This is a genomic window from Devosia sp. P2_G7 (assembly GCF_056403495.1).
The window spans coordinates 477,122-503,894 of the sequence record NZ_JBFUFI010000001.1; the positions used below are offsets into that span (position 1 = coordinate 477,122).

At 66.0% G+C, this 26,773-nt stretch carries 31 protein-coding genes and 1 pseudogene; 10 read left to right on the plus strand and 22 right to left on the minus strand.

Features of this window, described 5'->3' with window-relative positions; translation table 11 throughout:
* Positions 1-184: 184 nt before the first annotated feature.
* The 5 genes from AC1DWU_RS02445 to AC1DWU_RS02465 all read right to left on the minus strand — a co-directional run bounded on the left by AC1DWU_RS02445 (position 185) and on the right by AC1DWU_RS02465 (position 4,629).
* Positions 185-1,171, minus strand: coding sequence for an SDR family oxidoreductase (locus AC1DWU_RS02445; protein WP_477148361.1), 987 nt, complete (start codon positions 1,169-1,171; stop codon positions 185-187).
* Between the two features lie 90 nt (positions 1,172-1,261).
* A complete protein-coding gene (locus tag AC1DWU_RS02450; protein ID WP_477148362.1) occupies positions 1,262-2,074 on the minus strand; it encodes an ABC transporter permease in 813 nt (270 codons plus the stop codon).
* Complete coding sequence (locus AC1DWU_RS02455; protein WP_477148363.1) at positions 2,065-3,237, minus strand: type 1 periplasmic-binding domain-containing protein; 1,173 nt, start codon at positions 3,235-3,237, stop codon at positions 2,065-2,067. The genes AC1DWU_RS02450 and AC1DWU_RS02455 overlap by 10 nt, the downstream gene beginning before the upstream one ends.
* On the minus strand, positions 3,230-4,219 hold the full coding sequence (locus tag AC1DWU_RS02460; protein ID WP_477148364.1) for a PQQ-dependent catabolism-associated beta-propeller protein: 990 nt from the start codon (positions 4,217-4,219) through the stop codon (positions 3,230-3,232). Before AC1DWU_RS02460 ends, AC1DWU_RS02455 begins: the two co-directional genes overlap by 8 nt.
* Entirely contained in the window at positions 4,216-4,629 is a 414-nt protein-coding gene (locus AC1DWU_RS02465; RefSeq protein WP_477148365.1) for a cupredoxin domain-containing protein, read from the minus strand. The genes AC1DWU_RS02460 and AC1DWU_RS02465 overlap by 4 nt, the downstream gene beginning before the upstream one ends.
* Positions 4,630-4,800: 171 nt before the next feature.
* Between AC1DWU_RS02465 and AC1DWU_RS02470 the strand changes: the two genes are divergently transcribed.
* The 4 genes and pseudogenes from AC1DWU_RS02470 to AC1DWU_RS02485 form a co-directional block, all read left to right on the plus strand.
* Positions 4,801-5,796: an ABC transporter substrate-binding protein gene (locus tag AC1DWU_RS02470; protein WP_477148366.1), complete on the plus strand. Its 996-nt coding sequence runs from the start codon at positions 4,801-4,803 to the stop codon at positions 5,794-5,796.
* Between the two features lie 56 nt (positions 5,797-5,852).
* Entirely contained in the window at positions 5,853-6,605 is a 753-nt protein-coding gene (locus AC1DWU_RS02475) for an ABC transporter permease (protein ID WP_477148367.1), read from the plus strand.
* Positions 6,602-7,339, plus strand: a complete 738-nt coding sequence (locus AC1DWU_RS02480) for an ABC transporter ATP-binding protein (RefSeq protein WP_477148368.1) — start codon at positions 6,602-6,604, stop codon at positions 7,337-7,339. Before AC1DWU_RS02475 ends, AC1DWU_RS02480 begins: the two co-directional genes overlap by 4 nt.
* 68 nt (positions 7,340-7,407) lie before the next feature.
* Positions 7,408-8,121 (plus strand): annotated as a pseudogene (locus AC1DWU_RS02485) (ATP-binding cassette domain-containing protein); the annotation flags it as partial.
* Here AC1DWU_RS02485 and AC1DWU_RS02490 read toward each other — a convergent pair.
* The 8 genes from AC1DWU_RS02490 to AC1DWU_RS02525 all read right to left on the minus strand — a co-directional run bounded on the left by AC1DWU_RS02490 (position 8,112) and on the right by AC1DWU_RS02525 (position 15,726).
* Complete coding sequence (locus tag AC1DWU_RS02490) at positions 8,112-8,615, minus strand: thermonuclease family protein (protein WP_477148369.1); 504 nt, start codon at positions 8,613-8,615, stop codon at positions 8,112-8,114. The pseudogene AC1DWU_RS02485 and the gene AC1DWU_RS02490 overlap by 10 nt on opposite strands.
* Positions 8,612-9,367 (minus strand): pentapeptide repeat-containing protein, encoded by a 756-nt coding sequence (locus AC1DWU_RS02495; RefSeq protein ID WP_477148370.1) that lies wholly within the window; start codon positions 9,365-9,367, stop codon positions 8,612-8,614. Before AC1DWU_RS02495 ends, AC1DWU_RS02490 begins: the two co-directional genes overlap by 4 nt.
* A 19-nt stretch (positions 9,368-9,386) precedes the next feature.
* Positions 9,387-10,139 (minus strand): hypothetical protein, encoded by a 753-nt coding sequence (locus AC1DWU_RS02500; RefSeq protein ID WP_477148371.1) that lies wholly within the window; start codon positions 10,137-10,139, stop codon positions 9,387-9,389.
* Between the two features lie 3 nt (positions 10,140-10,142).
* Positions 10,143-10,751: a c-type cytochrome gene (locus AC1DWU_RS02505; RefSeq protein WP_477148372.1), complete on the minus strand. Its 609-nt coding sequence runs from the start codon at positions 10,749-10,751 to the stop codon at positions 10,143-10,145.
* 80 nt (positions 10,752-10,831) lie between these two features.
* Positions 10,832-12,580, minus strand: coding sequence for an outer membrane protein assembly factor BamB family protein (locus AC1DWU_RS02510; RefSeq protein WP_477148373.1), 1,749 nt, complete (start codon positions 12,578-12,580; stop codon positions 10,832-10,834).
* Between the two features lie 84 nt (positions 12,581-12,664).
* Positions 12,665-13,714 carry a LysR family transcriptional regulator gene (locus tag AC1DWU_RS02515; RefSeq protein WP_477148374.1) on the minus strand — a complete coding sequence of 350 codons (1,050 nt, stop codon included), beginning with the start codon at positions 13,712-13,714 and terminating at the stop codon, positions 12,665-12,667.
* Positions 13,715-13,862: 148 nt separating this feature from the next.
* Positions 13,863-14,282, minus strand: a complete 420-nt coding sequence (locus AC1DWU_RS02520; protein ID WP_477148375.1) for a c-type cytochrome — start codon at positions 14,280-14,282, stop codon at positions 13,863-13,865.
* Between the two features lie 199 nt (positions 14,283-14,481).
* Positions 14,482-15,726 (minus strand): DUF3422 family protein, encoded by a 1,245-nt coding sequence (locus tag AC1DWU_RS02525; protein WP_477148376.1) that lies wholly within the window; start codon positions 15,724-15,726, stop codon positions 14,482-14,484.
* A 216-nt stretch (positions 15,727-15,942) separates the two neighbouring features.
* Between AC1DWU_RS02525 and AC1DWU_RS02530 the strand changes: the two genes are divergently transcribed.
* The 3 genes from AC1DWU_RS02530 to AC1DWU_RS02540 are packed head-to-tail and all read left to right on the plus strand — an operon-like array spanning position 15,943 to position 17,949.
* Positions 15,943-16,728: a hypothetical protein gene (locus tag AC1DWU_RS02530; RefSeq protein WP_477148377.1), complete on the plus strand. Its 786-nt coding sequence runs from the start codon at positions 15,943-15,945 to the stop codon at positions 16,726-16,728.
* The gene (locus AC1DWU_RS02535; protein WP_477148378.1) at positions 16,715-17,338 is read left to right on the plus strand and encodes a hypothetical protein; all 624 of its coding nucleotides are present in this window, start codon (positions 16,715-16,717) and stop codon (positions 17,336-17,338) included. The genes AC1DWU_RS02530 and AC1DWU_RS02535 overlap by 14 nt, the downstream gene beginning before the upstream one ends.
* Positions 17,335-17,949, plus strand: coding sequence for a hypothetical protein (locus AC1DWU_RS02540; RefSeq protein ID WP_477148379.1), 615 nt, complete (start codon positions 17,335-17,337; stop codon positions 17,947-17,949). The genes AC1DWU_RS02535 and AC1DWU_RS02540 overlap by 4 nt, the downstream gene beginning before the upstream one ends.
* A 46-nt stretch (positions 17,950-17,995) precedes the next feature.
* On the opposite strand, the gene AC1DWU_RS02545 is transcribed toward AC1DWU_RS02540, so the two are convergent.
* The 3 genes from AC1DWU_RS02545 to AC1DWU_RS02555 form a co-directional block, all read right to left on the minus strand.
* Positions 17,996-18,628, minus strand: a complete 633-nt coding sequence (locus tag AC1DWU_RS02545) for an outer membrane beta-barrel protein (RefSeq protein ID WP_477148380.1) — start codon at positions 18,626-18,628, stop codon at positions 17,996-17,998.
* A gap of 155 nt (positions 18,629-18,783) precedes the next feature.
* The gene (locus AC1DWU_RS02550) at positions 18,784-19,110 is read right to left on the minus strand and encodes a hypothetical protein (protein WP_477148381.1); all 327 of its coding nucleotides are present in this window, start codon (positions 19,108-19,110) and stop codon (positions 18,784-18,786) included.
* 74 nt (positions 19,111-19,184) lie between these two features.
* The gene (locus tag AC1DWU_RS02555) at positions 19,185-20,549 is read right to left on the minus strand and encodes an FAD-containing oxidoreductase (protein ID WP_477148382.1); all 1,365 of its coding nucleotides are present in this window, start codon (positions 20,547-20,549) and stop codon (positions 19,185-19,187) included.
* Positions 20,550-20,771: 222 nt separating this feature from the next.
* Here AC1DWU_RS02555 and AC1DWU_RS02560 point away from each other — a divergent pair, with 222 nt between their 5' ends.
* The gene (locus AC1DWU_RS02560; RefSeq protein WP_477148383.1) at positions 20,772-21,116 is read left to right on the plus strand and encodes a DUF2934 domain-containing protein; all 345 of its coding nucleotides are present in this window, start codon (positions 20,772-20,774) and stop codon (positions 21,114-21,116) included.
* A gap of 102 nt (positions 21,117-21,218) precedes the next feature.
* Here the strand turns inward: AC1DWU_RS02560 and AC1DWU_RS02565 are convergent, their stop codons facing one another.
* From AC1DWU_RS02565 to AC1DWU_RS02575, 3 genes are all read right to left on the minus strand, one after another.
* Complete coding sequence (locus AC1DWU_RS02565) at positions 21,219-21,569, minus strand: RidA family protein (protein ID WP_477148384.1); 351 nt, start codon at positions 21,567-21,569, stop codon at positions 21,219-21,221.
* 90 nt (positions 21,570-21,659) lie between these two features.
* Positions 21,660-22,085 carry a DoxX family protein gene (locus AC1DWU_RS02570; protein ID WP_477148385.1) on the minus strand — a complete coding sequence of 142 codons (426 nt, stop codon included), beginning with the start codon at positions 22,083-22,085 and terminating at the stop codon, positions 21,660-21,662.
* Positions 22,086-22,113: 28 nt separating this feature from the next.
* Positions 22,114-23,010: an NADP-dependent oxidoreductase gene (locus tag AC1DWU_RS02575; RefSeq protein ID WP_477148386.1), complete on the minus strand. Its 897-nt coding sequence runs from the start codon at positions 23,008-23,010 to the stop codon at positions 22,114-22,116.
* A gap of 101 nt (positions 23,011-23,111) precedes the next feature.
* On the opposite strand from AC1DWU_RS02575, the gene AC1DWU_RS02580 reads away from it, so the two are divergent.
* Positions 23,112-23,762: a TetR/AcrR family transcriptional regulator gene (locus AC1DWU_RS02580; protein ID WP_477148387.1), complete on the plus strand. Its 651-nt coding sequence runs from the start codon at positions 23,112-23,114 to the stop codon at positions 23,760-23,762.
* 7 nt (positions 23,763-23,769) lie between these two features.
* On the opposite strand, the gene AC1DWU_RS02585 is transcribed toward AC1DWU_RS02580, so the two are convergent.
* Complete coding sequence (locus tag AC1DWU_RS02585; protein ID WP_477148388.1) at positions 23,770-24,639, minus strand: sigma-70 family RNA polymerase sigma factor; 870 nt, start codon at positions 24,637-24,639, stop codon at positions 23,770-23,772.
* Positions 24,640-24,750: 111 nt separating this feature from the next.
* Between AC1DWU_RS02585 and AC1DWU_RS02590 the strand changes: the two genes are divergently transcribed.
* Positions 24,751-25,212: a carboxymuconolactone decarboxylase family protein gene (locus AC1DWU_RS02590; protein WP_477148389.1), complete on the plus strand. Its 462-nt coding sequence runs from the start codon at positions 24,751-24,753 to the stop codon at positions 25,210-25,212.
* A 77-nt stretch (positions 25,213-25,289) separates the two neighbouring features.
* On the opposite strand, the gene AC1DWU_RS02595 is transcribed toward AC1DWU_RS02590, so the two are convergent.
* Positions 25,290-26,318: a MerR family transcriptional regulator gene (locus AC1DWU_RS02595; RefSeq protein WP_477148390.1), complete on the minus strand. Its 1,029-nt coding sequence runs from the start codon at positions 26,316-26,318 to the stop codon at positions 25,290-25,292.
* Between the two features lie 179 nt (positions 26,319-26,497).
* Positions 26,498-26,719: a hypothetical protein gene (locus tag AC1DWU_RS02600; RefSeq protein WP_477148391.1), complete on the minus strand. Its 222-nt coding sequence runs from the start codon at positions 26,717-26,719 to the stop codon at positions 26,498-26,500.
* Positions 26,720-26,773: the final 54 nt, after the last annotated feature.

Consider the following 26,773-nt stretch of genomic DNA (forward strand, 5'->3'; position numbering starts at 1 on the left):
AATGCAATAGTATTGACTACGCAGTTATTCCTATCCGAGTGTGGTGGACACTAGTTTCGCCAGTTCATGCCCTTATTTCTTACTGAAACCACGCCACGAACGCTCGAGTGACAAAGGCCGGGCCTAGTGCCCGGCCTTTCGTATCGTCGGCGCCCTACGCACGTTGCCGCCCGCACGAACCAGGCTAGCGCCCGAGCGCTGCCTGCTCCGAAGTGATCCGGTCCATCAGCGGATCAAGCTCCGTGTTCACCGGCGCGTTCGACGCCAGCCGCTGCTTCAGGAAGCCGATCGACTCCGCCAGCACCTCGTCGAGATCCTCCGAGCATTTGAAGTCGCCGGCGACGCGCTTCACCTTGGAATTGTCGAACAGCGCCGACCAGGTCTTGTCGCCGATCAGCGGCCCTTCCCAGTCCTTCTTGTAGGCAACCAGCGTGTCCGACGGCACATGCACGATGTCAGGCGTGAGCCCGACGCCCCGACCGATCGCCTTATAAATGTCGTCCCAACTGTAGGCGCGGTCCGAAGTGATGTGGAAATCCTCGCTCAGCGCCGCGGCCTTGCCGAACAGGTTGACGAACGGCACGGCGAAATCCACCGAACGCGTCAGCGTCCACGGCGAGGTGCCGTCACCCGCAACGATCACGGGCTTCCCCTGCTGCATGCGGCGGATGACGATGTCGCCTTCGCCCATCATCGTCGGCAGCCCGGTGCGCACCGTGTGGCTCGGCCGGACGATGGTCCAGGGCAGGTTCTTCGACGCCTTCAGCATCGCTTCCGACGCGATCTTCGCCTGGCTGTAGCCCCAGTAAGGGTTCACGGTCGGGGTCTTCTCGGTGATGATGTAATGCCGCGCCGGCTTCTCGTAGACCGAGGCCGACGAGATGAAGATGTACTGCTTGGTGTTGCCGGCGAAGGTCGCGATATCCTCGGCCATCTGCTCGGGCGTGAACACCATGAACTGCGCCACCACGTCGAACTTCATGCCGCCCAGCGCCCGATAGGTCGCCTGGTCCTTCATGTCGCCGACGATCGAGGTCACCCCCTTGGGCAGCGCCGCATCGCGCTGGCCGCGGTTGAACACGCTAACCTTGTGCCCCTCGGCCACCGCGCGCTCGACGCAGGGCAGCGAAATCTGCCCGGTACCACCGACGAAAAGAACGCTGAGACTCATGAAATCCTCCCTCAAGTATGAGGGGCGCACCTCATCATCCGCTCGCCGCGACTTCAATGCTCCATATGAACGATAATGCACCTGCCAGGATCAGTCCCGCTTCACCTTGCGGATCGCTCCGGCCTGCGGATCGTAACCGCGCGCCGCGAGGAAGAACGCCACGGCGGCGCACCCGGCGACGACGCCGAGCGAGGTGAGGTTCAGCTGCCCGTACATGGCAAAGCGGATCAGCTCCACCGCATGAGTGAAGGGGTTCGCGACGCTGAGCCAGTAGACGATCTCCGCCCCGGACTCGCGCAGCTTCCACAGCGGGTAGAGCGCGGAGGAGAGGAAGAACATCGGGAACACCACGAAGTTCATCATCCCGGCGAAATTCTCGATCTGCGGCGTGTACACCGAGACCAGCAGTCCGATCGAACCCAGCATCAGCCCCGCGAGGATGATCGCCGGGATGGCGGTGAGATAGCCGAAATCCGGCACCCCGTAGCCGACGAGCTTGGCAACGATCAGGAACGCATAGGCCTGCAGCAGCGCCAAAATCGTCGCGCCGGTGATCTTGGCGAACAGCAGGAACCCGCGCGGCAGCGGCGTCACCAGCATCACCCGCATCACCCCGGCCTCGCGGTCATAGACCATCGACAGCGCCGACTGCATGCACTGGAACAGGATGACGATCCCGACCAGCCCCGGCAGTATGTACTCCTGGTACGGCGTATAGGTCTGGTACGGCGGCACGATCGAAACGCCAAGCAGGTCGTGCAACCCCGTCGCGAACACGATCAGCCACAGCGCCGGCCGAACCAGCGCCGACAGCAACCGCTCGGTCTGGCGCAGGAACTTGGCGATCTCTCGCCAAGAGATGGCGTAGACCCCGAGCCACAGATGCTGAACGCCTACAAACACTTGTGCTCCGGCTCGTCGGTGCCGAGCGTATCGAGCACGTTGGTCTGGTGCAAAAACCCCTCGAGCGGCGCCTCGGCGATCACCGCGTTATGCGTCGCCAAGACGATGGGGAAGCGCATCTGCCCGTCCCACGGCCGGAAGTTCAGTTGCACGCCCTTGGCGCCGTCGATCTTCAGCCGGTTGCCGCGAATGTAGTCCGCGGTCTTCTGGTACTCGCCGGTTCGGGCCTTGGCATAGGCCGTGACAATCGCCTTGGCGGCGATCCAGGTCGACCAGTCCTGCCCGGTCATCCGCCGGCCGCCGGTCAGCGTCTCGAAGCGCGAGGTGACCTGCGTCGAGCCATCGCGATCCCAGCTCCACTGCCACTCCGAAGCAACCAGCCCGGTCGAGCCCACCACCAGCCGCGGCAGCTGCGTATCGTACGGCAGGTAGCGCGAGAACTCGCCCTGGTGGTCGGCGACGAACACCACGTCGTAATCGGCATTACCGGTGATCAGCAGCGAGTTGTTCCTCTCGCGGTTTGCCGGGTCGGTAGCGAGCGTGAACTCGCGCTCGTCGACGATGCTAAGCCGCTGCCGTTCGGCCGAAGCGCGGAACGCCGCCGCCATCGCCTTGTCGCGCGGCTCAGCGCCAACCAGCATCAGCACCTTGGTCCAGTTGCGTGTGCGCAGCAGCTGCACCATGGCGTCCGACAGCATGCGGTCCGACGCTGCAGTGTGCAGCAGGTTCGGGTAGCACCGCTGGCGCAGATAGTCCTCCGGCGCCGTGGCGTTGAGCAGCGTCACCGGCCACTCGCGCGTCTGCCCGGCCACCTGGTCGACGAGCTCCGCCGGCAAATCGAGGATGACGAACTGCTCACCCGCCTTCACCATCGCATCGACCTTGGCCACCAGTGATGCCGCGTCGGTACCCTCCTGATGATCCAGCACCACCTGCTGGTCCACCGCGTCCGACACCACCTTCATCTCCTCGACACCCATCGTCGCCCCGTCGATCGGGTTGCCGCCGGGAGCGATCTCGATGCGCGTGTAGACGAGGTCGGGGTGGTAGCGCGGATCGTCCTCAAGCCCGAGGTAGCCGATCTTGATCTCGGCAGAAAACGCGGTGCCGCAGAGGAGCAGCGACGCCGCCAGGGGGAGGAGCCCGAGGAACTGTTTAGTCATCGATCACCACCGAATGCGGCACACGCCCAACCGGTACCGACTGGATCGGCTTCATCGAAGCCATGTCGATCACCGTGATGTCGTCCGACAGCCCGTTGGCCACATAGGCCCGCGTCTCGTCGCTCGAGAGGTCGACCGACCAGGCGCGCTTGCCGACCAGCACGTACTGCAGCACCTCATGCGTCTTGCCATCGATGATGACGACGTGGTTGGCGCGGCCCAAGCTGAGCAGCACCTTCGACCCATCCTTGGTCACCGCCATCCCCACCGGGGTGACGTCTTCCTCGCGGAAGCCGGGCGGCACGAAGACCAGGCTGTCGCCCTTGATCTCGTTGGTGGCCGTATCGATGATGTAGATTTCGCTCGACAGCTCGCAGCTGACCCACAGCTCGGTCCCATCCGGCGTCAGGATGAAGCGGCGCGGCCGGGTGCCTACGAGGATGTTCTTGGTCACCGCACCGGTGGTGGTGTCGACCACATGCACCATGTCCGCCACCTCCGAGGTGACATAGGCGGTCTTGCCGTCCGGCATCACCAGCACACCCTCGGGCTCCGCGCCCGTCGGGATGTCCTGGATGGAAACCCACGTCTCCATGTCGATCGCCTCGAGCCGGGAATCCTCCTCGTTCGAGACGTAGATGATCTTCTCGTCAGGCGAGAACGCGAACACTTCCGGCGACGGGCCGGTCGGGATCGAGTCCACCACCTCGAGCGTCGCGACATCGATCACATCGATCGCATCATCGTCGCCGCAGGCCACGTAGAGCAAATCCTTGGCCGCGTTGAAGTGCATGTCGCGCGGCCGGCGCGAGGTGGCGATGCGCTTGATCGCCGCCAGCGATTGGTCGAGCACCACCACCTCGTTGCCCTTCTCCGTGGACACGAAGATGTTGCCCGTCCCCTTGGCGAGGACCCGCGGCACGGCGCTCGACGCCAGCAATGCCGTCGCCGTCGCGACGAATGTGCGTCGGGTGAACATCATTTGACGATGAACTTCCCCTTCAGCCCGCGGTTCTCGTAGCCCGGGACATAGATCTCGTACTCACCCGGCCGGATCGGCACGAACGAGATGTTGAAGGTGCCGGCATTGTCGAACTCCACCGAGTAGAGCCCGTAGCTCTTCACCTCGAGGTCGTTGACGACGATCTGGTTGATCCACGAATTGCGGAACAGCTCCGGCGCCACCACCGAGATTTCCTCGTTGCCGTCGGAGGTGATGTCGAGCTGGTAGTACTTGCCGGTTTCGAGCTCCCACACGTCCTGCGAAAACTTCAGGTCCACCGTGTTGATCTCGAGCGTCAGGTCTGTGCCGTTCGCCGCGAGGTTGCCTTCGGCTTGCGCCGCGCAGGCCAGCATCAGTACGGCAGCAGCAGCTGCAAAAATCGTCTTCATTATGCGGGTTCCAATAGGCGGTTTTCGATCAGCGGTATCGCAATTTACAATCCGCTTTCCGCCCGAGCGCGCCCACCCCGCCAACCGCAATACATGATATAGCCAAGCCCAATGTCCGCGGGTGCTAGCGCTGGACCCACCACGAAAAACACGCGTTCCCTGGGAGGGACCATGCGCAATATTCTTCAGGCCGTTCTGCTGGGTTTGGCCCTGGCGATCGGCTCCGTTTCCGGTGCCTTCGCCCAGCATGGCGAGCCGGAAAAGCTGTCGCTCGGCGTGCAGGCCACCGGCACGGTGAAATGGGAGCTGGCCGCCATGCAGGCGCTCGGCCTCGACAAGAAGCACCACCTGGCGCTCGACATCCGCGATGTCGCTGACAGCAAGGCCGGCCAGATCGCGCAGCAGGCCAAGGAAGTCGACGTCATCCTGTCCGATTTCGTCTGGGTGTCGATCCAGCGCAATCAGGGCAACATGGTCACCATGGTGCCGCACTCGCTGACCGTCGGCGGCCTCGTCGTCGATCCGGCCGCCGGCATTGCCACGGTCGCTGACTTGAAGGGCAAGACCCTCGCCGTCTCCGGCAGCCCGGTCGACAAGAGCTACGTGATCCTCGCCGCCTATTACAACAAGCTCACCGGCGGCAACCTCACCGAGGACGCTTCGGCCAAGTTCGGTGCGCCCCCGCTGGTCAACGAGCTGATTACCGGCGGCCAGGCCCAGGCGGCGCTCAACCTGTGGAACTGGAACTCGCGCGCCAAGCTGGCGGGCAAGACCGAACTGATCTCGGTTGCCGCCATGCTCGCCGATCTCGGCGTCTCCGAAACTCCGCCGCTGCTCGGCTGGGCCTTCTTCGACGAGACCGGCCGCGAGAAGAAAGCCGCCATCAAGGGCTTCCTCGACGCCAGCTTCGAAACCAAGAACGCGCTGCTCACCGACGACGCGCTGTGGGACAAGATCCGCGACGTGATGAATGTCGGCGATGACGACGCGCTGTTCACCCAGCTGCGCGACGATTATCGTCGTGGCATCGTCACCAAATACGCGGCCTCGAGCATGAAGCCGGCCGAGGAATCCTTCGCCGTGATGGCCAAGTTCGGCGGCCCCGATGTCGTCGGGGATTCGACCGAACTGGCTGACGGCACCTTCTGGAAGGGCTATCGCAAATAGCCGTTGAACTGCGCGACAGTAGCATCGCAGCCGTAACCAATGGGCGGCAGCAGCGCGTGACCAGGCGGGGGCTTCCCCTCGAGCTGATCAGCCTGCTGCTGCTTCTGGCTGCCTGGCAGGTGCTGTCGATGCTGTTCCCGTCGCGCCTGTTCCCCTCGCCCATCGATGTCGGCGCCCACGTGTGGACGCTCGCGACCACGGGCAAGCTGCTACCCGACCTGGCCAAAACCCTGACCCGCGCCATCACTGCCTTCATCATCGCCATGGCGCTCGGCACCGCCATCGGTATCGCGCTCGGGCGTTCGCGCGTCGCCGACCGGCTGTTCTCCACCTGGGTCGTGGTCGGCCTCAACGTTCCCGCCATCGTCATCGCCATCGTGCTCTACATCTGGTTGGGCCTCACTGAGTTCGCACTGATCCTCGCCGTGGTGCTCAACAAGCTGCCGCTGGTCGTCGCCACCATCCGCGAGGGCGTGCGCAGCTTCGATCCCGCCTATGACGATCTCGGCCGCGCCTTCCGCGTGCCGTTCCTGCGACAGCTGCGCCTGATCGCCGTGCCGCAGCTGATGCCGTTCGTCCTCGCGGCGGCCCGCACCGGCCTGAGCCTGATCTGGAAGATCGTCCTCGTCTTCGAGGTGCTGGGCTCCGATGGCGGCGTCGGCTTCCGCATCTCGGTGTTCTTCCAGTTCTTCGACATCAAGGGCATCTTCGCCTACACCACCGCCTTCATCCTCGTGGTCTTCGTCTTCGAGTACCTGATCCTCCGCCCGCTCGAAGGCCGGGTGCTGAAATGGCGACAGCCACGATGACCGGCCCCCGTCTCGATATCGCTGTCGAAGGCAAGCGCTTCGCCTTCCTTCCCGAGCCGCTGCTCGAGCGCTTCGATCTCGTCGTCGAGCCCTCATCGATCGTGGCACTGGTCGGCCCCAGCGGCGTAGGCAAATCCACCCTGCTGCGCATGGCGGGTGGCATCGACACGCTGTTCTCGGGCACCGTGCTGGTCGACGGCGTCCCCGCCGCCGAAGCCCCGCCTGCCGGTTTCGTGTTCCAGGACGCACGCCTCCTGCCTTGGCTCAGTGCCCTCGAAAACATCCGTGCCGTCCGCCCCGAAACCACCATTGCCGAAGCCACCGAGATGCTGCGCAACGTCGGCCTAGCCGGCTTCGAGCACCACTATCCGCACGAACTCTCCGGCGGCATGCAGCGCCGCGTCGCGCTGGCCCGCGCCTTCTCGGTCAACCCGCGCCTGCTACTGCTCGACGAGCCCTTCGTCTCACTCGACCGCACGTTGGTGCGCGAGATGGAACAGGTGCTGTCCGCGCTCATCGACGCCAGCCGCCCCACCGTGCTGCTCGTCACTCACCTGCCCGAGGATGCCGCGATGCTGGCCGACCGCGCCATCGTGCTCAGCGGCCGCCCCGCCCGCATCGCCGCCGACCTACGCTTCGACATTCCACGCGGCCGTCGCACCCGTGAGCAGCGCGAACAGATCGCCAACCAGATCGCCGCCTCCGCCGGGACAGACGAGAAGGCCTTCGGATGACCGCCCCCGTCCTCGCGCTGAGCGAAGTCCGCAAGTCCTACGGCAGCAACGAAGCGCTGAAGGGCGTGTCACTGGACATCACCCCCGGCGAGATCGTCGGCTTGCTCGGCCCCAACGGCGCCGGCAAATCCACCCTGTTCCAGATCTGCTCGGGCCTGTTCTCACCCGATGGCGGCGAGGTCAGCCTGTTCGGCATGAGCTACCAGGACCAGGCGTCCGAGATCCTCAAACGCCTCGGCGTCGTCTTCCAGTCGCGCTCGCTCGATCTCGACATGAGCGTGCGCGCCAACCTCAAGTTCCACGGTAACCTGTTCGGCCTCTCCAGCACGCTGCTGAAGGACCGCATCGACGCTGCAGCCACCCTGTTCGAAGTCACTGACCTCATCGACAAACCGGTCCGCACTCTCTCGGGCGGCAACCAGCGCCGCATCGAGATCGTCCGCGCCCTGCTCAACCTGCCGGACCTTTTGCTGATGGACGAACCGTCCGTCGGCCTAGACCCCACCACGCGCAAACTCCTCGGCCAGCACATCCGCACCGTCCGCGACCAGCACCAGGTCTCGATCCTCTGGGCCACCCACCTCGTCGAAGAAGTCGAACACGCCGACCGCATCGCGCTCATCGTCGCAGGGAAGATCATCCGCGTCGGAACGCCTGGAGAGATCATCGCGGCTGCTGGGACGGAAACGCTGACGGATGCATATATTGCGCTGACGGGGGCAAAGCCGGCCGCCGCGACCGCCGCTGCGGACTGGGCGCCGCCCTCCGAGCGTCACCGATAATTCCGAGGATCCGTCTTCCTGAACTCCCACGGCGCGTCGACCTTGGCGCCGGGCTGGAACACCCCAACCGCCGCCGCCTTGGCTTCCTCTTCCTGCGCCACGTAGTCCGGCCCCTGCTCCACATAGGCCCGCGCCATCCCGAGCCGCACCAGCTCCGCGCCAATATCCCTGCCTGCGGACGTGCACACGCCATACCGCCGGTTGAACTTGTCCGGCTCGCCCGGCTGCAGCGTGCAACTCGCCTCACCCGAAGCTAGCAGCTCGCCCAGCGCCTGCCGTGCTGCGCCGTAGCAGTCCCACAGCAGATCGCCCACGAAGCACTTCTGCGGCCGCTCCGGCGCATCCACCGCCCAGAGGATCACCCGCTGCTTCTCCACCATGATGATGTCGGCGTCGACCACCTTGGCGGCCCCCGTCACCACCTCCTGCGCCACCGCGCCGGACACCGCCAGCGTCATCGCCACCACGGCGAGGCCCAGTTTCGTGCGTATCATTCGGCACCCTGCACCCGCCCATCGGGCAGGATATTGCGTGTGAAAGTGCTGCCGGTGAACTGCTCGAGCTTCAGCTTGGCGCGCGTGAAGCGATTGTCGCTCAACACCGCGCCGGCGAAATCAGCATTGTTGAGCTCGGCCCCGTAGAAGTCGGTCAGCGAAATCGTCGCCGCCTTGAAGCTCGCCCCCGGCGCGCTCGCCTGCAGGAAGCCGGCACTGGTGATCGTGGTCTCGTCGAACTTGGTCCGCCCCACGCTGGCCTTCTCGAGATTGGTCCGCTCCATCGAAGCTCCCGTAAGGTTGGCATTGTTGAGCCGCACCTCCTTCATCACCGACCAGTCGAGATCGGCCCCGCTGAGGTCGGCGCCGGTCAGCCGCGCATGCTGCATGCGCGTCGCCGTCAGGTCGGCCTTCTCCATCGTCGCCCCCGACAGCTGCGCCTCATAGAACATCGCATCCTTGAAATGCCCGCCGCTGAGATCGGCGCTGCTAAGATCGGCGAGGTTGAAGTTCGCCCCCTCCGCGTTCACCCCGGAAAGTTTGGCGCCTTTGAGGTTGGCCCGATGAAACGTCGTCCCGCTGAGATTGGCGCCCGAGAGGTCGACACCAGCGAGGTTGGCCTTCTTGAAGCTCTGGTTCGAGAGGTCGCAGCCGCGGCACTCCGTGCGGACGCCGGCCTTCAGGTCTTCAACCGGACCCGCCAGCGCCACGCCCGGCAGCAACGCCAGCAGCACGAACAGCCCTATCCTCATCGTCATCCTCCCAGCGGCCCTAGCGGACCGGCGTCGTGTCCGGCTCATACGGCTTCTGCACCACCTCCAGCCGGGTCGCCGACTGGAAGTAGTTCTTGTTGATCTTCTGCGTTTCGAGACTGATCGAGGTCTGGCCCTTCTTGCGGAAATACGTGGCTTCGAGCCGCATTCGCGCATCGCCCTCCGGGCTGACGGCGGTGCAGATCTCGTGCACGAACACCTTGCCCACCGGCAGCTGTCCATCGGTCGGCTTGAGGTTGTCGCAGCTCTGCGCCCAGCGCCCGTAGCGCGACTTGAGGTTGCGCGCCAGCGTCACCGCCACCCGCCGCTCGCGGTCGGCGGCGCGCTCGTCGGTGACGATGCGGATGCCGCGGGCGATCCCCCCGCCGTCGATCAGCACCGAATAGACCACCGGATGCGCATAGATCGACGTGCCGCCCTGCATCACGCGGTACTCCGCTTCCAACGCTTTCGCGATGTAGTCGGCCTCGTCGTCATTGGTGAAAAACACCTCGTGCAGCCCCGACGGCTCCGCCGGGCATTTCTCGAACTCCGAGAAATCCCTGAGCGGCGTCGACGGCGGCCCGCCATTGGTGCCGCAGGCGATCTCCGCGACCTGCTCGGGCGGGATCTGGCTGACCGGCTCGCCGAACTTGATGTCCCAGATCGTGTAGGCCGGCACCAGGTTCACGTCGAACTGCGCCAGCACCGGCGGGGTCACCGCCAGCGCATGCAGCATGCCCACGCAGTACAGCAGCAGGCGCAGCCGCATCGCCTACTTCTTCAGGAAGGCGCAGGCCTTCTCAGCCGACGCGCCGAAGTAGAACGCGCAGTCGTCGTACGTCGCCTTGGGCTTCCCCTGGATGTGGGTCTGGATGTAGGCGACGAGGTTGATGATGTCCTCATGCTTGATTGCCTTGCCCTTGTGGGGCTCCTGGCCGGCCTCGAAATCGGCGGCCTTCATGCCGTAGCAGCGATCGTCCTTGTAGGCTTGGCTGTCGTGGTACGGCATCGGCGTCCCCGGGATGCCGCAGCTGATGATCTCGATGAAGCCCTGCGCATCGAGGCCGGAGTCACGCAGCAATGCCGCGGCGCCTTCCGAGCGCGGGTTCTTGCCCAGCCCGTTGCCGTCCCAGCCATGGCAGGAGACGCAGTTGCCGCCCCGGCTGCCGAACACCACGACGCCGCGCTCGATATCGGCGCCGGCGAGCAGCGGATCGAGTTCCACCGCCGCGGCATCGGTCGCGGGCGCTTCGGCGGGAGCGGCCGTCTCCGCCGCCGGGGCGTTGGCCGGCGGCTGCGCTGCGTAAAGCGCCGGCGGCGTGGCGGCAAACAGGCCCGCTGCGACGAGCAGTGCCAGGGATTTCCGGGACAGCAGGGACATCTAGAACTCTTCTTTCTTCAATGAGTTGTGCCGGGCGGCGACCGCCCGGCAGCGTTACTGTGTCTGTCTCGCAAGACCCGTCAGAGCGCGAACACGTAGAGGACGTTCGCCGCGGGCCGGTTGGCGAGCTCGGGATACCCGAAGGTGGTGACGGCGCTGCCGCCGGCCGCGATCGCGATGTATTCCTTGTCGCCGACCTTGAAGGCGATCGGCGGGGCGCTGAACGTGCCGCCCACGTTGATCGACCACTTCTGCTCCAGCGTCTTCGCGTCATAGGCACCGAACGTGCCGTCCATCTCGCCGGTCCAAACGAGGCCCGGAGTGGTCATCACGCCGGCATAGTTCGGATAGGGACGATCGATCTTGGCAACCTGCTTGCCAGTGGTGACGTCGAACGCAAAGATCGCGCCGGTCTGGGCACCCGAAGCGGCCGCCGCACCGCCCGCGAAGGTCGAATTGCCGGGCGCAACGTCTTCCGGAGCCTTGGCTTCGACGGTCAGGTCTGAACAACCTTCGATGCCGGCGCCGTAGGCAATGTTGCTGGTCGAGTCGACAGCCGGCGGCCAGAAGTTCATGCCGCCCTGGATGTTCGGGCAGGTGTTCACCGTCTCGCCGCCACGACGCATCGTGCCGTTGGCATAGACCTGCAAAGGCTTCGACGCGTCATACTCAACCGGCTTGCCGGTCTTGGGGTCGATCCCCTTGGTCCAGTTCAGCTTGCTCACATACGGGTTCGCCGCGATGAACGAGCCGTTGGTGCGGTCGAGCGTGTAGAAGATGCCGTTACGGCCGAAATGCGCCAGCACCTTGCGATCCTCGCCTTCCACCTTGGCATCGACGAGCAGCTGGGCACCGACTTCGTCATAGTCCATGTAGTCGCCCGGGGTGTACTGGAAGTGCCACTTCAGCGCGCCGGTATCGGCGTCGAGCGCCACGGTCGAGTTGGAGTAGAGGTTGTCGCCCGGACGATACTCCGGATCGTACATCGGCACCGGGTTGCCCGTGCCCCAATAGGTGGTGTTGCTGGCTTCGTCATAGGAACCCGTCACCCACGCCGCCGCGCCGCCGGTCTTCCAGCAGTCGGGGTTGCCCGACTGGTCGCAGAGCCAGGTTTCCGAACCCGGCTGGCCTGGCTCCGGCACAGTGTAGAACCGCCAAACCTCTTCGCCGGTCTTGGCATCGAGTGCCGCAACCCAGCCGCGCGTTGCCCAGTCGCCATAGGATTGCCCGACGAGGATCTTGTCCTTCACCACCAGCGGGGCATTGGTGAACCCTTCCCCCGGCTCCTTGCCGACCTGCTGGTCCCACACCACGTCGCCGGTCTCGTCGTCGAACGCCATGACGCGGCCGTCGTTGAGCGCGGTGATCACCAAATTGTCGACCAGCGCGAGACCGCGGCTGGCGAGGAGGATTGCCCGGCTCGGATCCTTGTCGACACCGGTATCGCCGACCCACACGGTCTTGCCGGTTTTGCCGTCCGACGCGTCGATCTTGTAAGGCGTGCCCCACGGGTCCGAGATGTAGAGGAATCCGTCCTTGGCGAGCGGGGTCGCTTCCATCGAGCCGGCGCCAAACCCGGCGGGCTCCGAGCCGCCGAGCGGCACCGCGAAGGCGAGCTTCAGGCCCGAAACGTTGTCGGCGGTGATTTCGCTCAGCGGCGAGAAGCGGTGCGCGTCATAGGTGCGGTGCACCATCAGCCAGTTGCCGGCCTCCGCCTCGCTGCCCGCGGCAGAAAGCCGCTCGGCGGTCACATCCGCCGCAATTGTCAGGCCCGGCAGTGCCAGCATGCTGCCGGCCAACATGGTAGCCAGAAGGTGTTTTAGGCGCATAGTCTCCCCCTCTTCAAGGATCAGTTCTTAGGTAGGCGTTGGCGCCACATAAGACCGATGCGCGGGGAAGTTTGCCTATGTCATCTATTGGTAATTCTGCTGCACCCCGGCAGCCACACGGCCCCCGGCCAACTCTTTCTCCGGCCGCGCCCGTTCGGGCACCGGCAGTTCCAGCACACTGTCGGCGGGGACGTTCTGGGCATACTCATGCCGGCAGAAATCGGTCAGCCGCCTGAAGATATTGGCATAGCCCGGCATCGTCATCAGGTGCTTGGGCATGGCAAGGACGATCGAGCGGTCCATGCCGGGGAGCGTATGGACCTTGAGCCGCGTCCGCACCGAATTGGGCAGGCTCGGCAGCAGCGACAGCGGCACATGCGTGGTCGCCAGTCCCTCCGCCACGATGTCGGTCGCCGCCACGTAGGTCATCGCCGAGAAGGTCGGCGTCGCGTAAGGCAGGTTGGCGCGGTACCAGGCATCGGACACCGGCCGCATCGGCACATTGGCGCTGATCTCGACATAGCGGGTGAGCGACGCATCGAGCTGCGAGGCTTTGACCCCTTTGGTCAGCGCCCTCTCCAGCATCCCCTCCGGCAAATCCGCCGGCACCACCAGCACCATCGGGTCGCGGAACAGCAGCGACGTGGCGAACGACGAGCGATCCTCGGCCAGTGCCTCGTCATTGACGATCACACAGTTGAGCTGGTGCAGCCGCAACTGCTCGACCAGTTCGCTGCTGGTCGTCGCGTAACTCACCTCGAACTTGGCAAAACCCTGCTCATCGCTGGCGATGCGCGCCGCCGCCGACAGGAACCGCCCGCGCAGCGTCGGCGAGAGCCCGATCCTGAGAAACACCCGGCTATCGACATAGCGTTTCTCGTGCTCGTCGATCGCCTGGTCGAACTTGCGCAGCACATCGTCGGAGAACTTGAACCAGTACTCGCCCGACGGCGTGAGGCTCACCGTGCCGGTGCGGTTGCGGTTGATCAGCTGGGTGCCCAGCCGCTCTTCGAGCTTCGCCAGTTGCTGGCTGATCGAGGGCTGGCTCAGCCCGACGCGCCGCGATGCCTTGGTGATCGATCCTGCGATCACCACGGCGCGGAAGATCTGCATCTGCTTGAGCGTGATATCCATGAGGGCCCTGATTTCTGGCCCTCTATGTCAGCACAATACCTCACATTCGATAAGCTAATAGAACGTCGCATGCCCCCCATTTGTGGGGTGCACAAAAAAGCCCTCCCCCGGTTCAGGAGAGGGCTCTGATAACGCTGTCAGATTTGACTTACTGCGCGGCGGGCGCCGCGCCATCGGCGGGAGCTGCGGCAGCCGAGAAGGTGGTCAGGTAGGCAACGACATTGTCGATGTCCGCCTGCTCCTTGAGCCCCGGGAAGCTCATCTTGGTGCCCTTCACGAAGTCCTTCGGCTTAACCAGGAACTGGTGCAGCGTCTCGGCCGACCACACCAGCCCGCCGGCGCCGGCATCGGTCATCCCCTGGGAATACTTGAAGTCCGGGGCCGTGCCGGCAGTCCGGCCGATGAGCAGGTTCAGCTCAGGCCCGACCTTGTTCTTCGCGCCCTCGCCCACCGCGTGGCAGGACGCGCACTTCTTGAACACGGTGGCGCCTGCTGCCGCGTCGCCTTCGGCAAAAGCCGAACCGGCGAGCAGCGCCGACATCACCAAACCAAGGGCCAGGACTTTCATTCACATTCCTCCAAGCGCGCGCCGGATGGCCCGGCGTCAATCACGTTGGGAAATCTCTGGCGACGGCGTTGGTTGCGGTCAAGCGACGACACGTCGCACCGCCGCCGGGGCGTGCTTAGCCCAAAAAACGCTGGCACAGCACTTGCTTAGCATCCGAGCGCGCTCCACCCAGCGACGGTGGTCGTTGCCAAGCTGGCGATCACAAATGCCGGTTCCGCAGCCGCCGGATCCCCAGAAACACCAGCAGCACGACCACCGGCGCCGCCACCGCCAGCATCTCGCCCTTGGTGAACGGCAGCACCTCGTGCAGCCCCTCGAAGATGTACCCGAGGATCCCCAGCGCGTAATACGAGATGGCGATGATCGACAGCCCCTCGACCGTCAGCTGCAGCCGGTACTGGCTGCGCCCGGTCTTGCTGATCGCATCGAGCACCGAGCGGTTCTGCGTCTGGATGGACAGCGTAATCCGCGCGTCCAAGAGCTCGATCGAGCGCTGCACCTTCTGCGTCAGCGCCGTCAGCCGCTTCTCCATAGCCTTGCAGGTGGCGAGCGCCGGGTGCACCCGGTTGTTGAGGAACCGCTCGATGGTGGTGAACTCACCGATCGCATGCTCGCGCAGCCGCGTCAGCCGCTCCGCCAGCACCTCGCCATAGGCCTGCGTCGCGGCAAAGCGGAAGCTCGTCTCCTCTACCGTGCGGCTGATCTCGACGCTCAACTTATGCAGCGCCGCCAGCGACACCTCGTGGTCCTCGGCGGTGTCGCCCTCCCCCACGGCTTGCATGATCCCGGCCAGCTGCCGCTCATAGCCCGACACCCGCCCGCCCAGCTCCCGCGCCAGCGGCAGCCCGATCAGCGCCATCGTCCGGTAGGTCTCGATCTCCAACAGCCGCCGGACGATCACCCCGATCCTGAGCTCACCGCTCCGCCCGGCCGCCACCTCGAAGCGGGTGAACCCGTCGGCATCAAGGTGGAAGTCGGTCGCCGCCTGCGCCCCGTCGTCGAAGATCGACGAGTAGCAGAGGCTGAGCGGGTTGAACCCGGCCAGCGCCGCCTCGCCAATGGTGTCCGTCGGCATCACGTCGATGCGTGTCGCGAACACCAGCAGCAGCTTCTCGTGCAGCTCGAGCCCGATCCCCGCGGGCTTGGCGTCCCAGTCATCCGCCGCCCCGGTCCAGGTCATGGTGGCGAACTCGTTGTGTAGCTCCCACGTCACCCGTCGCCCGTCGCGGCTGAAGGCGAGCTGCCGCGCCCAGGCCGGCCCTTCCGGCGCCACCCCGGCCACCACGCCCATCTGGCTGTGCAGCGCCCTGAGGTCGGCGCCGCCATCGGCGCTCATGAACGCCAGCCGCCGGATGCGGATCGGCGGCGTCATGCCCAGCACCGGCCGCGCATGCGTCTCGGCATCGATCAGCCGCCGATATTGATGCTCACGCCACTCCGCCATCTGGCCTGTCCTCAACTGTGCCCGACACCAGCCTGACTGCTCCTGCGGGCAGCAGCAATCGGCACCTTTGTCGCGCCACTAAAGGCCAAGGGCTGCAGGCCACGTTGGCATTTCCAATGCGATGCATAGGCGGAGACGATCTCCCCCTCATGCTAGCGGTTGCGGCATCGAGCTCGCCCCGGACGAAGCGAGCCGGTCGGGTGCGGAGGAACGGGTTTGGACGACGTGAAAGCAGCGGTCATCGGGCCGCCCATCGAGCGGCGCGACTACACCCCCGTCCTGCGCTGGCTGATCGTCAACGTGCTCGTCGCGCTCGGCCTCCTCACCCTGTGGCAGCTCGGCTTTCTCGGTTCGGTCCTCGCCTCCGACCACACCCGCATTTCGTTGCTGATCTTCGCCATCTTCGTCATCACCAGCCTTCACTGCCTGGTGCAGGCTATCGACATCAGCCGCGAGCTGATCGCCGCCCGCCGCGCCCGCGCCGTGATCGAGGCCGAAAGCGCCACCGGCTTCCGCCTCGCCGGCGTGCACGTCCTCACCGGCGCCGGCACCCTGCTCGAACCGGGCCTGCTCACCGCCCATGTCGGCAACCTGGTGAAAAAGGCCGATATCCGCGGCAAGGGCCAACTCGACCAGACCCTGCTGCTCCGCACCGTCGCCGACAAGCTCCGCTCCCGCGAAAAGATCGGCCTCTTCGTCTCCGAGGGCCTGCTCCGCCTTGCCCTCCTCGGCACCACCATCGGCTTCATCCTGATGCTGATCCCGATCGCCGGCCTCACCTCGTTCGACGCCGAAACCCTGCGCGGCGCACTATCCGGCATGACGGGCGGCATGGCCGTTGCGCTCAACGTCACGGTCGCCGGCATCGCCACAGCGCTAGTCCTCAAGTTCCAGTATTTCCAGCTCGATGGCGCCATCGGCGAGCTGTTCTCCCTCATCGCCGAGGTCTCCGAGATCCACGTCGTCCCCGCCATCGAGCGGAGCCACGATGGACGGCCCTAGCCTTTTCAGCGGCGCCGAAAGCGACGACGGCACCTTTGTGCCGTTCACCGACATCCTGTTCAACGTGCTGCTCGGCTTCACCATGATGGTGTTCGTCGCCTTCGCGCTGATCCGGCCGGACGCCGAGTCGGGCATCATCGACACCAACGCCGAATTCATCATCACCACCACCTGGCCCGACGACAACGACGACGACATCGACACCTACGTGCAGGACCCGACCGGCAACGTCGTCTGGTACCACTCGATGCAGAAGGGGTTCGTCACCCTCGATCGCGACGACCGCGGCAACTATCTCGACGAAGTCACCGTCAACGGCGTCACCCACCACATTGCGCTGAACCAGGAAACCGTGACGGTCCGCGGCATCCTGCCGGGCGATTACGCGGTGAATATCTACCACTTCACCAACCCCAGCGCCGCCGCCGTGCCGGTGACCATCAAGGTCGAAAAGATCAACCCCAAGCTCTCGGTGGTCTATTACGACACGCTCGTGCTCGATCACAAAGGCGACGAGAGAACCGTCGTCCGCTTCAGCCTCGACAAAGACGGCGCTGTCAGCAACATCAACACCGTGCCGGTGTCGCTGATCCAGGCGGTGCGCAAGTGAACCCGCTGATCATCGTCGGCGCCGTCGCGCTGTTCCTCGTCCTCGCGCTGCTGCTGCTCAGTCTCAACCTCACGTCGCTGTGGACGTGGTGGATCAAGGCCGCCGCCATCGTCGTGACGCTAGGCTCGGTGCTGGTCTTGTACTTCACCATGACCGGGCTCGTGGGCTGGGCCAGCCCCGGCGAAATGCCCAAACGCTTCGGCCTTCTCGCCACCCGCATCGTCGAGCCCGACAAGCTCAACAACTTGCCCGGCGCCATCTACCTCTGGGTCGAGGAAGTCGACGACCGCCAGATCGTCATCAGCCCGCCCCGCGCCTTCGAGGTCCCCTACAAGGTCGAGATCGCCACCGAGGTGGCCTCGGCGCAGCAGCAGATCGAAGGCGGCGGCAAGGTCCTCGGCCAGTTCGCCGCCACCGGCAACGCTGAGGCCAACGCCGCCCAGACCGCGCAAAAACAGGGTCAGGGCGCCATCAACACTGACGGCAACGCCAACCTCTCGGCCAGCGGCGGCGAAGGCGCTGAAAACATCGGCGACCCCGGCGCCCTGACCTTCTCCGAAATGCCCCCCGTTGCCCTCCCCGACAAGGCCGTCATCCAGATGGGGCAGTAAAAGAAAAGGGCCTCCCGAGGGAGGCCCTTTGAACCTGTCGACCGGATCAGAACCCGATCTGCAGACCCACCAGCACCGCAGCGGTGCCGGCCTGCCCGACATTGCCATTGTTGGTGCTATCGATCGGCGCGAACGAGTTGGCATAGCGGACTTCGCCCACGAGGCTAATCTGCTCGGCAACCGCAACAGTCACGCCGGCCTTCACCAGGTAGCCCGCGCCCCAACCTTCGACATCGACATTGTCGGTGCCGGCTTCCTGGTCGCGCAGGTACACCCCGCCGAGGCCAACAGCGCCATAGAGGTCGACGCCGTCATTGAGGCTGACGGTATACTTGAGTGCCGCCATCGCCGTGCCGGTGGTGAGGTCGTAGTCGTCGATGCCGGACACATAGCCGCGCTGCGCAAGGAAGAAGTCGGCTTCCACCGACAGCCCTTCGAGGCCGGTACCGAACCCGATCACCCCGGCGACCGCGCCGCCGGCGCCGAGATCAAACAGATTGTCGCCCTCGTTGTAGTCGTAGGTGCCCGGCAAGGCCGCGCCACCGAGCAGCTGCAGGTACACGCCGACATCGGCCGTCGCCGCCGCGATCGCCGGTTCGTCGACGATCAGGTCAGCGGCGAAGGCAGTGCCGGAGAGCGCGCAGAGCGCTACGCCGGTAGCAAGAATGAGCTTGTTCATAAGGTGTGGTCCACTGTGACGCTGTTCCCGAAATCGTTCGGGAACCTGTGACCTGCTGCTAGCTGAGACCACGTCCGCTGGCTAGCCTGCGCGCCGATACAAGAGTGGGAGCCTGCCGCCATGTGACTGGCCGGCCACAGTTTTTCGCGTCTGAGCTACTTGCTCAACGCATCCGCGGCATAGCTCAGCGCATGCTCCACCGCCCGGATCTCGACCACCAGCGGCGCCACCTTCGGGTCCGACTCCCAGGCAGCAAACCCGCGCTGCTTGGCGAGTTCGGCCAGGTCCGTCGCCCGCTGCCCGACGATCCCTGCCGCCGTCCGTGCCTCGGCCAGCGCATCGCTGCGCACCGAGTCCGGAGTCTGCGGATTGTTGGCGAGGCTCTGCAGCCGCTTGGCGTTGATCTTCCACTGCCGCGCAAACTCCTCGGCCCGCGCCAGGCGGAACGAGATGACTGTATCGCTGAGTGCTGCCTCTCCCATGCCCCCACCATTGATTCGGGTCCACGAAGAGTCAATTTGGCGCGCCGATTTTGATCGCCAGATGGCGGCCGTCACTAAACTAGTGGCTTGAGGTCACCCAGCAACGTCGGCACCAGTTCACTCACCGTCGGGTGCACATGCATGGTGCGGATGATGGTGTCGACACTCACCCCCGCCGCCATCGCCTCGAGCAGCGACTGCATCACCTCGTCGCCTTCGATCCCCAGCAGCGCCACCCCGAGGATCTGCCGGGTCTCCGCATCGGCGAACACCTTCATGAACCCCAGGTTCTCCGCCCGCTCGTTGGCCCGGCTCACCCGCGTCATCGGCCGCACCGCGACCAGCGCCGGCCGCCCGGAGTTCCGCACCTCCACCTCGCTCATCCCCGCCCGCCCCAGCGGCGGGTCGATATAGAGCGCATAGGCCGGCACCCGCTCGCTCACCTTGCGGTCCGCCCCGTCGAGCAGGTTCTGCGACACGATCTCGAAGTCGTTGTACGAGGTGTGGGTGAACGCCCCGCGCCCGTTCACATCACCCAGCGCATAGATATGCGGCCGGTTGGTCCGTAGCTTGTCGTCGACCGCGATGAACCCCTCGTCGTCCAGCGCCACGCCGGCCCTCTCGAGCCGCAGATCCTCGACATTGGGCACCCGCCCCACCGCCAGCAGCAGGTGACTGCCCTCGACTTCCTGGCTGCCCGCCGCATAGCGAACCGCCACGCCGTCGCCCCGCCGCTCGGCCGCCATGCAGCCCGCATTGGTGATGACCCGGATCCCCTCCCCCTCGAGAATGTCGCGGATCGCCGCCGACACATCCTCATCCTCCTTGGCCGCGAGCCGCGGACTGCGCGCCAGCACCGTCACCTCGGCCCCGAAGCGGCGATACATCTGCGCAAACTCGAGCCCGATATACGACCCGCCGACAATCACCAAATGCCTGGGCAGGATATCGAGCTCCAGCACCGAGATGTTGGTGAGGTGGGGGACGCCTTCGGCCCAGTCCGGCACCACCGGCCTTGCGCCGGTATTGAGGAAGATCTCGGCCCCCTCGAGCACTTCGCCATTCACCTCCACCGCGTGCGGCGAAACGAACGCCGCCGAGCCGCGGAACACCGTGATGTTCGGCGTCGACTCCATCCAGTCGTCGAGCCCCTGGCGCGAGGCCAGCACGATCTTCTCCTTGCGCGCCTTCACCGCCGCCATGTCGACGCTCACTGGCCCGGTCGAAATCCCGAAATCCGCCGCCCGCCGCGCCAGCCACGCCACCCGCGCGCTCGCCACCAGGGTCTTGGTCGGCTGGCAGCCATTGTTGACGCAGGTGCCGCCCATGAACCGCCGTTCGACCAGCGCCACCTGCCGTCCCGCGTCGGCCAGCCGCGCTGCGAGAAACGGGCCGGCCTGCCCGCCCCCGATGACGATGGCGTCGAACGATCGGCTCATGCGTGCTCTCCTATCCCGGCGCGCAAACCTTAGCCGCCCACCGTCAATCTCGAAAGCGGCCCGACACGGGTCGCTTGGGAACTGGCGCCCTGTACGCGCCGTTCATAGCTCGCCTGCAGCAACGCCTCTTCGCGTCGCGCGCCGTCGCTGCTAGGCTGATGTGGTCTGCATTAGGGTTGGCGCGCCATCCCGGTCGCGCCCCTCACTTCGGGGGAATGACAATTGCCCGGTAAATCGAAGGCAGCCGACGCCGCTGCCATGGTCAACGACGACGCCATCCGCCAGCGCGCCTACTACATGTGGGAAGCTGACGGCCGCCCTGACGGCAAGCACGATCACTACTGGCGCCTCGCTCACCAAGAGGCGACCCATGCCTTCGCCGAAGCCACCGCCAACGGTGTCGCCAAGGCCACCAAGGGCAAAAACCCCAGCGCCATGCCGGCCGCCGTCAAATCGCCAAAGCTGGCAAAGGACGCAAAGCCCGTGAAGGCCAAGGCGGAAGCCAAACCCGCCAAGAAAGCCGCGACCAAGCCAAGAGCCGCCGTCCCTGCCAAGAAGACGAAGTAGTCGGCACCAGCCTATCGGTGATCCTCCCCCGCGTGGCGGGGGAGGGAGATCATGCGAAGCATGGTGGCGGGGGCGGCCCTAGGCACGGGCGGCCACTAACCTTTAGTCCAGCGCCGCGATCGCGATGATCTCGACCTTCAGCGCCGGGTGCGCCAGGCGCGCCTCGATCGCCGCGCGGGCCGGCGGGTTGGCCGGATCGATCCACGCGTCGTAGACCGTGTTCATCGCCGCGAAATCGGCGATGTTGTTGAGCACCACCTGGCAGAACAGCACCTTGGACTTGCTCGAGCCAGCGTCGGCGAGGAGCTTGTCGATCGCCGCCAGCACTTCGCCGGTCTGCTTCTCGATCGTGCCGTTGTAGTCGGTCGCGACCTGCCCGGCGAGATAGACGGTGTTGCCGTGGACGACGGCCTGGCTCATGCGCTTGCCGGGCTGGTAACGGGTGATGCTCATCGGATGCTCCTCAATAAATGGCGGAGCCTCTGTAGCGGCTGCATCACCGGGGCGAAAGGGGGGAACGGCACGCCCGCTCCCCTCGCGATCCTAGCGCGGCGAAATCACCCGCTTGCGGGTCCGGCCCCACAGCACGAAGAGCGACAGCGCCAGCAGCACCAGGTTGATCGGCAGCGTCATCGCCGTTTCCCCGCGTGTGGCGTGGAGAATAATCGCCGCCACCTGCACGATCGTCAGCCCCAGCGCCGCCAACGGCGTGAGGAACGGCAGGATGCGGGTTGCCGCCGGCAGGATCAGCCCGATCGCGCCCAGCACTTCCATCAGCCCGACGAAGCGGACGAAGAGTTCCGGCAGCGTCGTCGCATAGCCCATGCCCATGGCGGCAAGTCCCGCCATCGGCTGGCTGAGCTTCATCCAGCCCGCCATCACGTACATGACGGCGAGCAGCACTTGCGCCACCCACAGTCCGATATTCAACCAGTTCGTGCGCCGCACGGCGCCGGCTTCGACAGTCATCTCATTGTCCTCGGAGGTCTGGATTTTCTCAGTGCGTGACGACGATCTTGCCGCGCGGGCCGGCGGCGAGCGCCTGGTGCGCCTTGCCGAGTTCGGCGAGGGCGAACGTCTTTGCCACCGGGATCGTCAGCTCGCCACGGCCCGCCGCGTCGGCGATCTGCTGCAACTGCTTGCCGTCCTGCTGGTGATAGACGGTCTGGAATGTGACATTCGGGTTGGCACCCTCCGGCGCCTGCACCGAGGAGCCGACCTTGCCGCCGTCGCGCACATGCTTGACCGCGTTGGCCGCCGCCGGCTGCACTGCGGCAACCGCAAAGTCGAACTCGGCCTTGCCCGGCGCCACGGTGATATCCAGCGCCTCGCCAGCGAGCTTTTCGCCTTCGGCCAACTCATCGGGCAACACGCCCGCCACGGGCTTGGCGCCCAGTTGCTTCAGATAGTGGACCGCGACGCGCCCGACCGCGCTCAGCGCGCCGGCGACCAGCACGCGATCGCCAGCCTTGACGCCCAGCACGTCAACCACCTGCCGTCCGGTGAGCCCCACCAGCGGCAGCGTCACGCCGGTCTCGTAGTTCACGTTGGCGGGGAGCTTCGCGACGCCATTGATCGAGGCCACCCCGTATTCGGCATGCGCCCCCGCCCCGTTGACCGGGAAATTGGCGATCACCCGATCGCCCACCACAAAGCCGCTCACATCAGGCCCGACCGCCGCGATCGTGCCGGCGCCGTCACCGCCCAGGATCGCCGGCAGCGCCAGCGGGATCATCTGGGCCATATAGCCCTGCCGGACGAAGAGATCGAAATGATTGACGGCCGATGCCTCGAGCTTGACGAGCACTTCGCCGGCGCCGGGAGTGGGCACCGGGACGTCTTCAAGCTGCAACTGATCGACATCGCCATAGGACTGCAGACGGACCGCTTTCATGATAGGACTTGCTCCAGGGTTTGTTCATCACTAGATACGATAGGGTACACTATCGTTTCGCGATACGATATGGAGCATTATCGTTTGAAGGTCAAGCGGGCATGAAGGATTGGGCTGCCGATCACCCCAAGGCGAAGCTGATGGCGCGCAAGCGCGCGGCTATCCTCGCGGCGGCAAAGGATATTTTCCTCGAGCAGGGCTTCGAGGGCGCCAGCATGGAATCGATCGCGGCGGCAGCCGACGTGTCGATCATGACCCTTTATCGCCATGCCGAGAGCAAGGACGACCTGTTCGCCGCCGTCATCGCCAGCGCCTGCGATCCCAATGACGAAGAGGAGCAGGCCGGGTTCATCGAGCTGATGAAGCGGCCGCTGGCCGAGGTGCTGGTCGAGGTCGGCATGATCGCCCAGGCGCGGCTCGCCAATCACGAGACGGTGGCGCTGATGCGGGCCGTGATGGCCGAAACCGCACGCTTCCCGCAGCTGGGCGAGACCGCCTATAGCGGCTTCGTCGGCCACCTCGAGCAGTTCGCCGAAGTGGTCCTTGCCGAAAAGCCGGAGTCGCGCGACCTCGGCACAGCCGAGCACAAGCGCCTCGGCGCCCTGTTCATCGACCGCCTGTTCGGCGCCGATATGCTGCGCGTCCTGCTCGGTCTGGGCGGCGTCTCGCCGGCCGACTGGCGCCAGCGCGCCATCCGCGCCCGCGACGAGGTGATTGAGCAGATTGAAGCCTTCGCCCCCGCCGCAAGCTGAGCGCCCGCTACTGCAGCGCCTCGACCTCCAAGCCCGCCAGCCGCTCGGGGTCGGCGACAACCTCGATCTGCGTCACCCGCGCCCCGACCACCGTAAAGCGCAGCGCGCGGAACAGGTGCCCATCCCGCATCACCACAATGCCCGCCTGGCCATCGACCAGCGCCAGCTGCGCCTGCGGCATGAAGCCGGCGAGTGCGCGCGGCGCGACACTCTCGGCGCCCGCCGCCACCAACGCCACCCCAGCCGGCACGGCCAGCCGGTCGGCCCGCAGCACCACCTGCGGATCGAGCACCGCCAGCAGCGCCGCGAGATCCCCGCCCCGCGATGCCCTGAGATAGGCCTCCACCACCTCGCGATGCCGTTCGCGGCTCGGCTCGACGCTCTCCGATCCACCTTTCACCCGCCGCCGTGCCCGGCTCGCCAGCTGTCGCGCCGCCTCCGTGGATTTGCCGACGATCGGCGCGATCTCCTCGAATGGCAGGTCGAACATGTCGTGCAACACGAACGCCACCCGCTCCGGCGGCGGCAGCGTCTCCAGCACCACCAGCAGCGCCACCCCCAGCGAGTCGGCCATCGCCAGCTCGCGCTCGGGATCGTTCCCGTCGGCCAGCGTCTCCGCCGCCGTCGGCAGATCCAGCGGCTCCTCGCGCAGTGACTTCCGCGCCCTGAGCATATCGAGGCAAACCCGCGCCACCACCGTGGTCAGCCAGCCCGAGAGATTGCCGACCCCACTCGTGTCCGAACGGCTGAGCCGCAGCCACGCCTCCTGCACCGCATCCTCGGCCTCCGTCGCCGAGCCCAGCATCCGGTAGGCCACGCGCCTCAGGTGCCCGCGATCCGCCTCGAACCGGCCGGCCAGGATTTTCTCTTCGTCCATCGTCACATTCCTCGATCGCGCTCCGTCATAGCACTGACGAACGTCATCGCCCGGGTGTGACAGCACCGGCCGAGAATCCGCTCCGTCACACGAGAAAACCGGAGAACCGACATGCAAGCCCGTATGACCAACCCCGCCTTCGCCGTCCCCGACGCCATGCCGGCCCTGCAGGCCATCAGCCGCGCCGCCATGGCCAATGACGGCGTCTCACACCTGATCCACGCCCTCGTTCACCTGCGCGCCAGCCAGATCAACGGCTGCAGCGTCTGCGTCGACATGCATGCGGCGGACCTGAAGAAGCTCGGCGACACCGACCGCCGCATCATTGCCGTCTCGGCCTGGCGCGAGGCGCCGTGGTTCACCGCCCCGGAACGCGCCGCCCTGGCGCTCGCCGAAGCCGTGACCCGCATCAGCGACCGTCCCGACCCGGTCCCCGATGCCGTGTGGGACGAAGCCAAGGAGCACTACGACGAAGCGGCGCTGGGCGCCCTCGTTCTCTCCATCGCCAGCATCAACCTGTGGAACCGCCTCAACGCCGCCACCCGCCAGATCGCCGGCGCCTGGAAGGCGTAAGGGGAGGCCCGGTCCTCCCCCGCATGGCCACAACCTCAGATACGGGCGGGGTGATCACCTCACCCCGTCCTCTCCCCTCAAGCCACCTGCGGCCGCCAGGCGATAACCCCCTCGGTCCGCGCCCGCACCTCGGGCGAGGCGAGGCACGTCGCCACCGCCTCATATCCCGCGGCGCCCGGATAGGGCGCCACCACCGTGGGCGGGCTGTGATTGGCCGGGCAAAGGATGATCGCCTCATCCGCCCCCACGGCCCCCAGGTCGAGGATCGCGTTCGACCGCGTCATTACGAACAGCGGCCGTGCCCCCTCGCCCCGCCGCCGCATGTGCGCGATCACCGCTTCCTGCGACGCCTGGTCCAGCCCCTGCTCGATCATGTCGATCACCAGCACGTCCGGCCCATCCGTCTCCAGCCCCGCCACCAGCGCCGTCAGCGCCTCGGACTCCGTCGCGCCATCATCTACCAGCCAACCCAGCGTCGCCGCGACCCGCTGCTTCAGCCCGGCATCCCCCGCCATCCGGCTTTCCGCCGCGCTGCCATCCACCAGCCGGTCCAACCCCAGGAACATCGCCCCCGGCACCGCCTCCGCAAGCTTCCGCGCCAGCTTGGTCTTGCCGCTCCCCAGCGGCCCGATGATGTAGTTGATCGCGCGGATCTGGCCCAGCTCGAACCGCTCGCCGCCCCACGGCCACGGCAGCTCGAACCCGACGCTCCGCGCCGGCTCCGTCATCAGCCTCGCCAGTTCGCCGCTCACCGGCGCCTCGCCGCGCCTCAGCCGCTCGCGCAGCTGCCGCAGCCGCTCCATCATTCCGGACAGCTGCTGCATCCGGCCTTCGAGCACGCCTTGATGCGCCGCCAGCGATGCTTCCAGCTCCCGTGCATCTCCCCCAAGCACCCGCGCCACCTGCGCAAGGCTCAGGCCGAGCGCCCGCATCGCCGCGATCTCGCCGGCCCTGGCCATCTGCTCCGGCCCATATGTGCGCCACCCGGCCGCCGTGCGCACCGGCACGATCAACCCGCGCTGCTCGTAAAGCCGTAGCGCCTTGGCGGAAACTCCGAGCCGGCCGGCGGCATCGGAGGCGTTCAGAAACTCAGTCGAGGACCCCATGGAATCACCCTTCATTTGCTTGACCGCCTCCCTTATCGGAGCGGCCCCAAGGGCCGAGTCAACCGGGATCGTCACGCCGGGTGCTCGAAGGCGAAGCTGGCATGGTCCACCTGCGCTATCGCGTCCTGCGCTGACGGGCGGGCGGAGCGATCGCTGCCTGCGTGGGGCAACAGCCCCGATCACGCCAGCTTGCGGTACAGCATCACCCGTTCGGTCACCCTCACGCCCTCGAACCGCTTCACCTCGGCCGCCAGGTTCGCAAAATACCCCGTCCGTTCCAGCGGCACGTCGACCAACCGCCGCGCCGCCGCCATCGCATCCGGAGCGTCCACTGTTTCCGGCGCGCTGGCGCTCGGCGGCGTGGCCAGGAAATCGTAGAGCGTCACTTCATACCGAGGCATCGTCCCCGCACCGACCTGCGATCCGATCGCAGGAGCTTATCGGCGCGCGGCTGA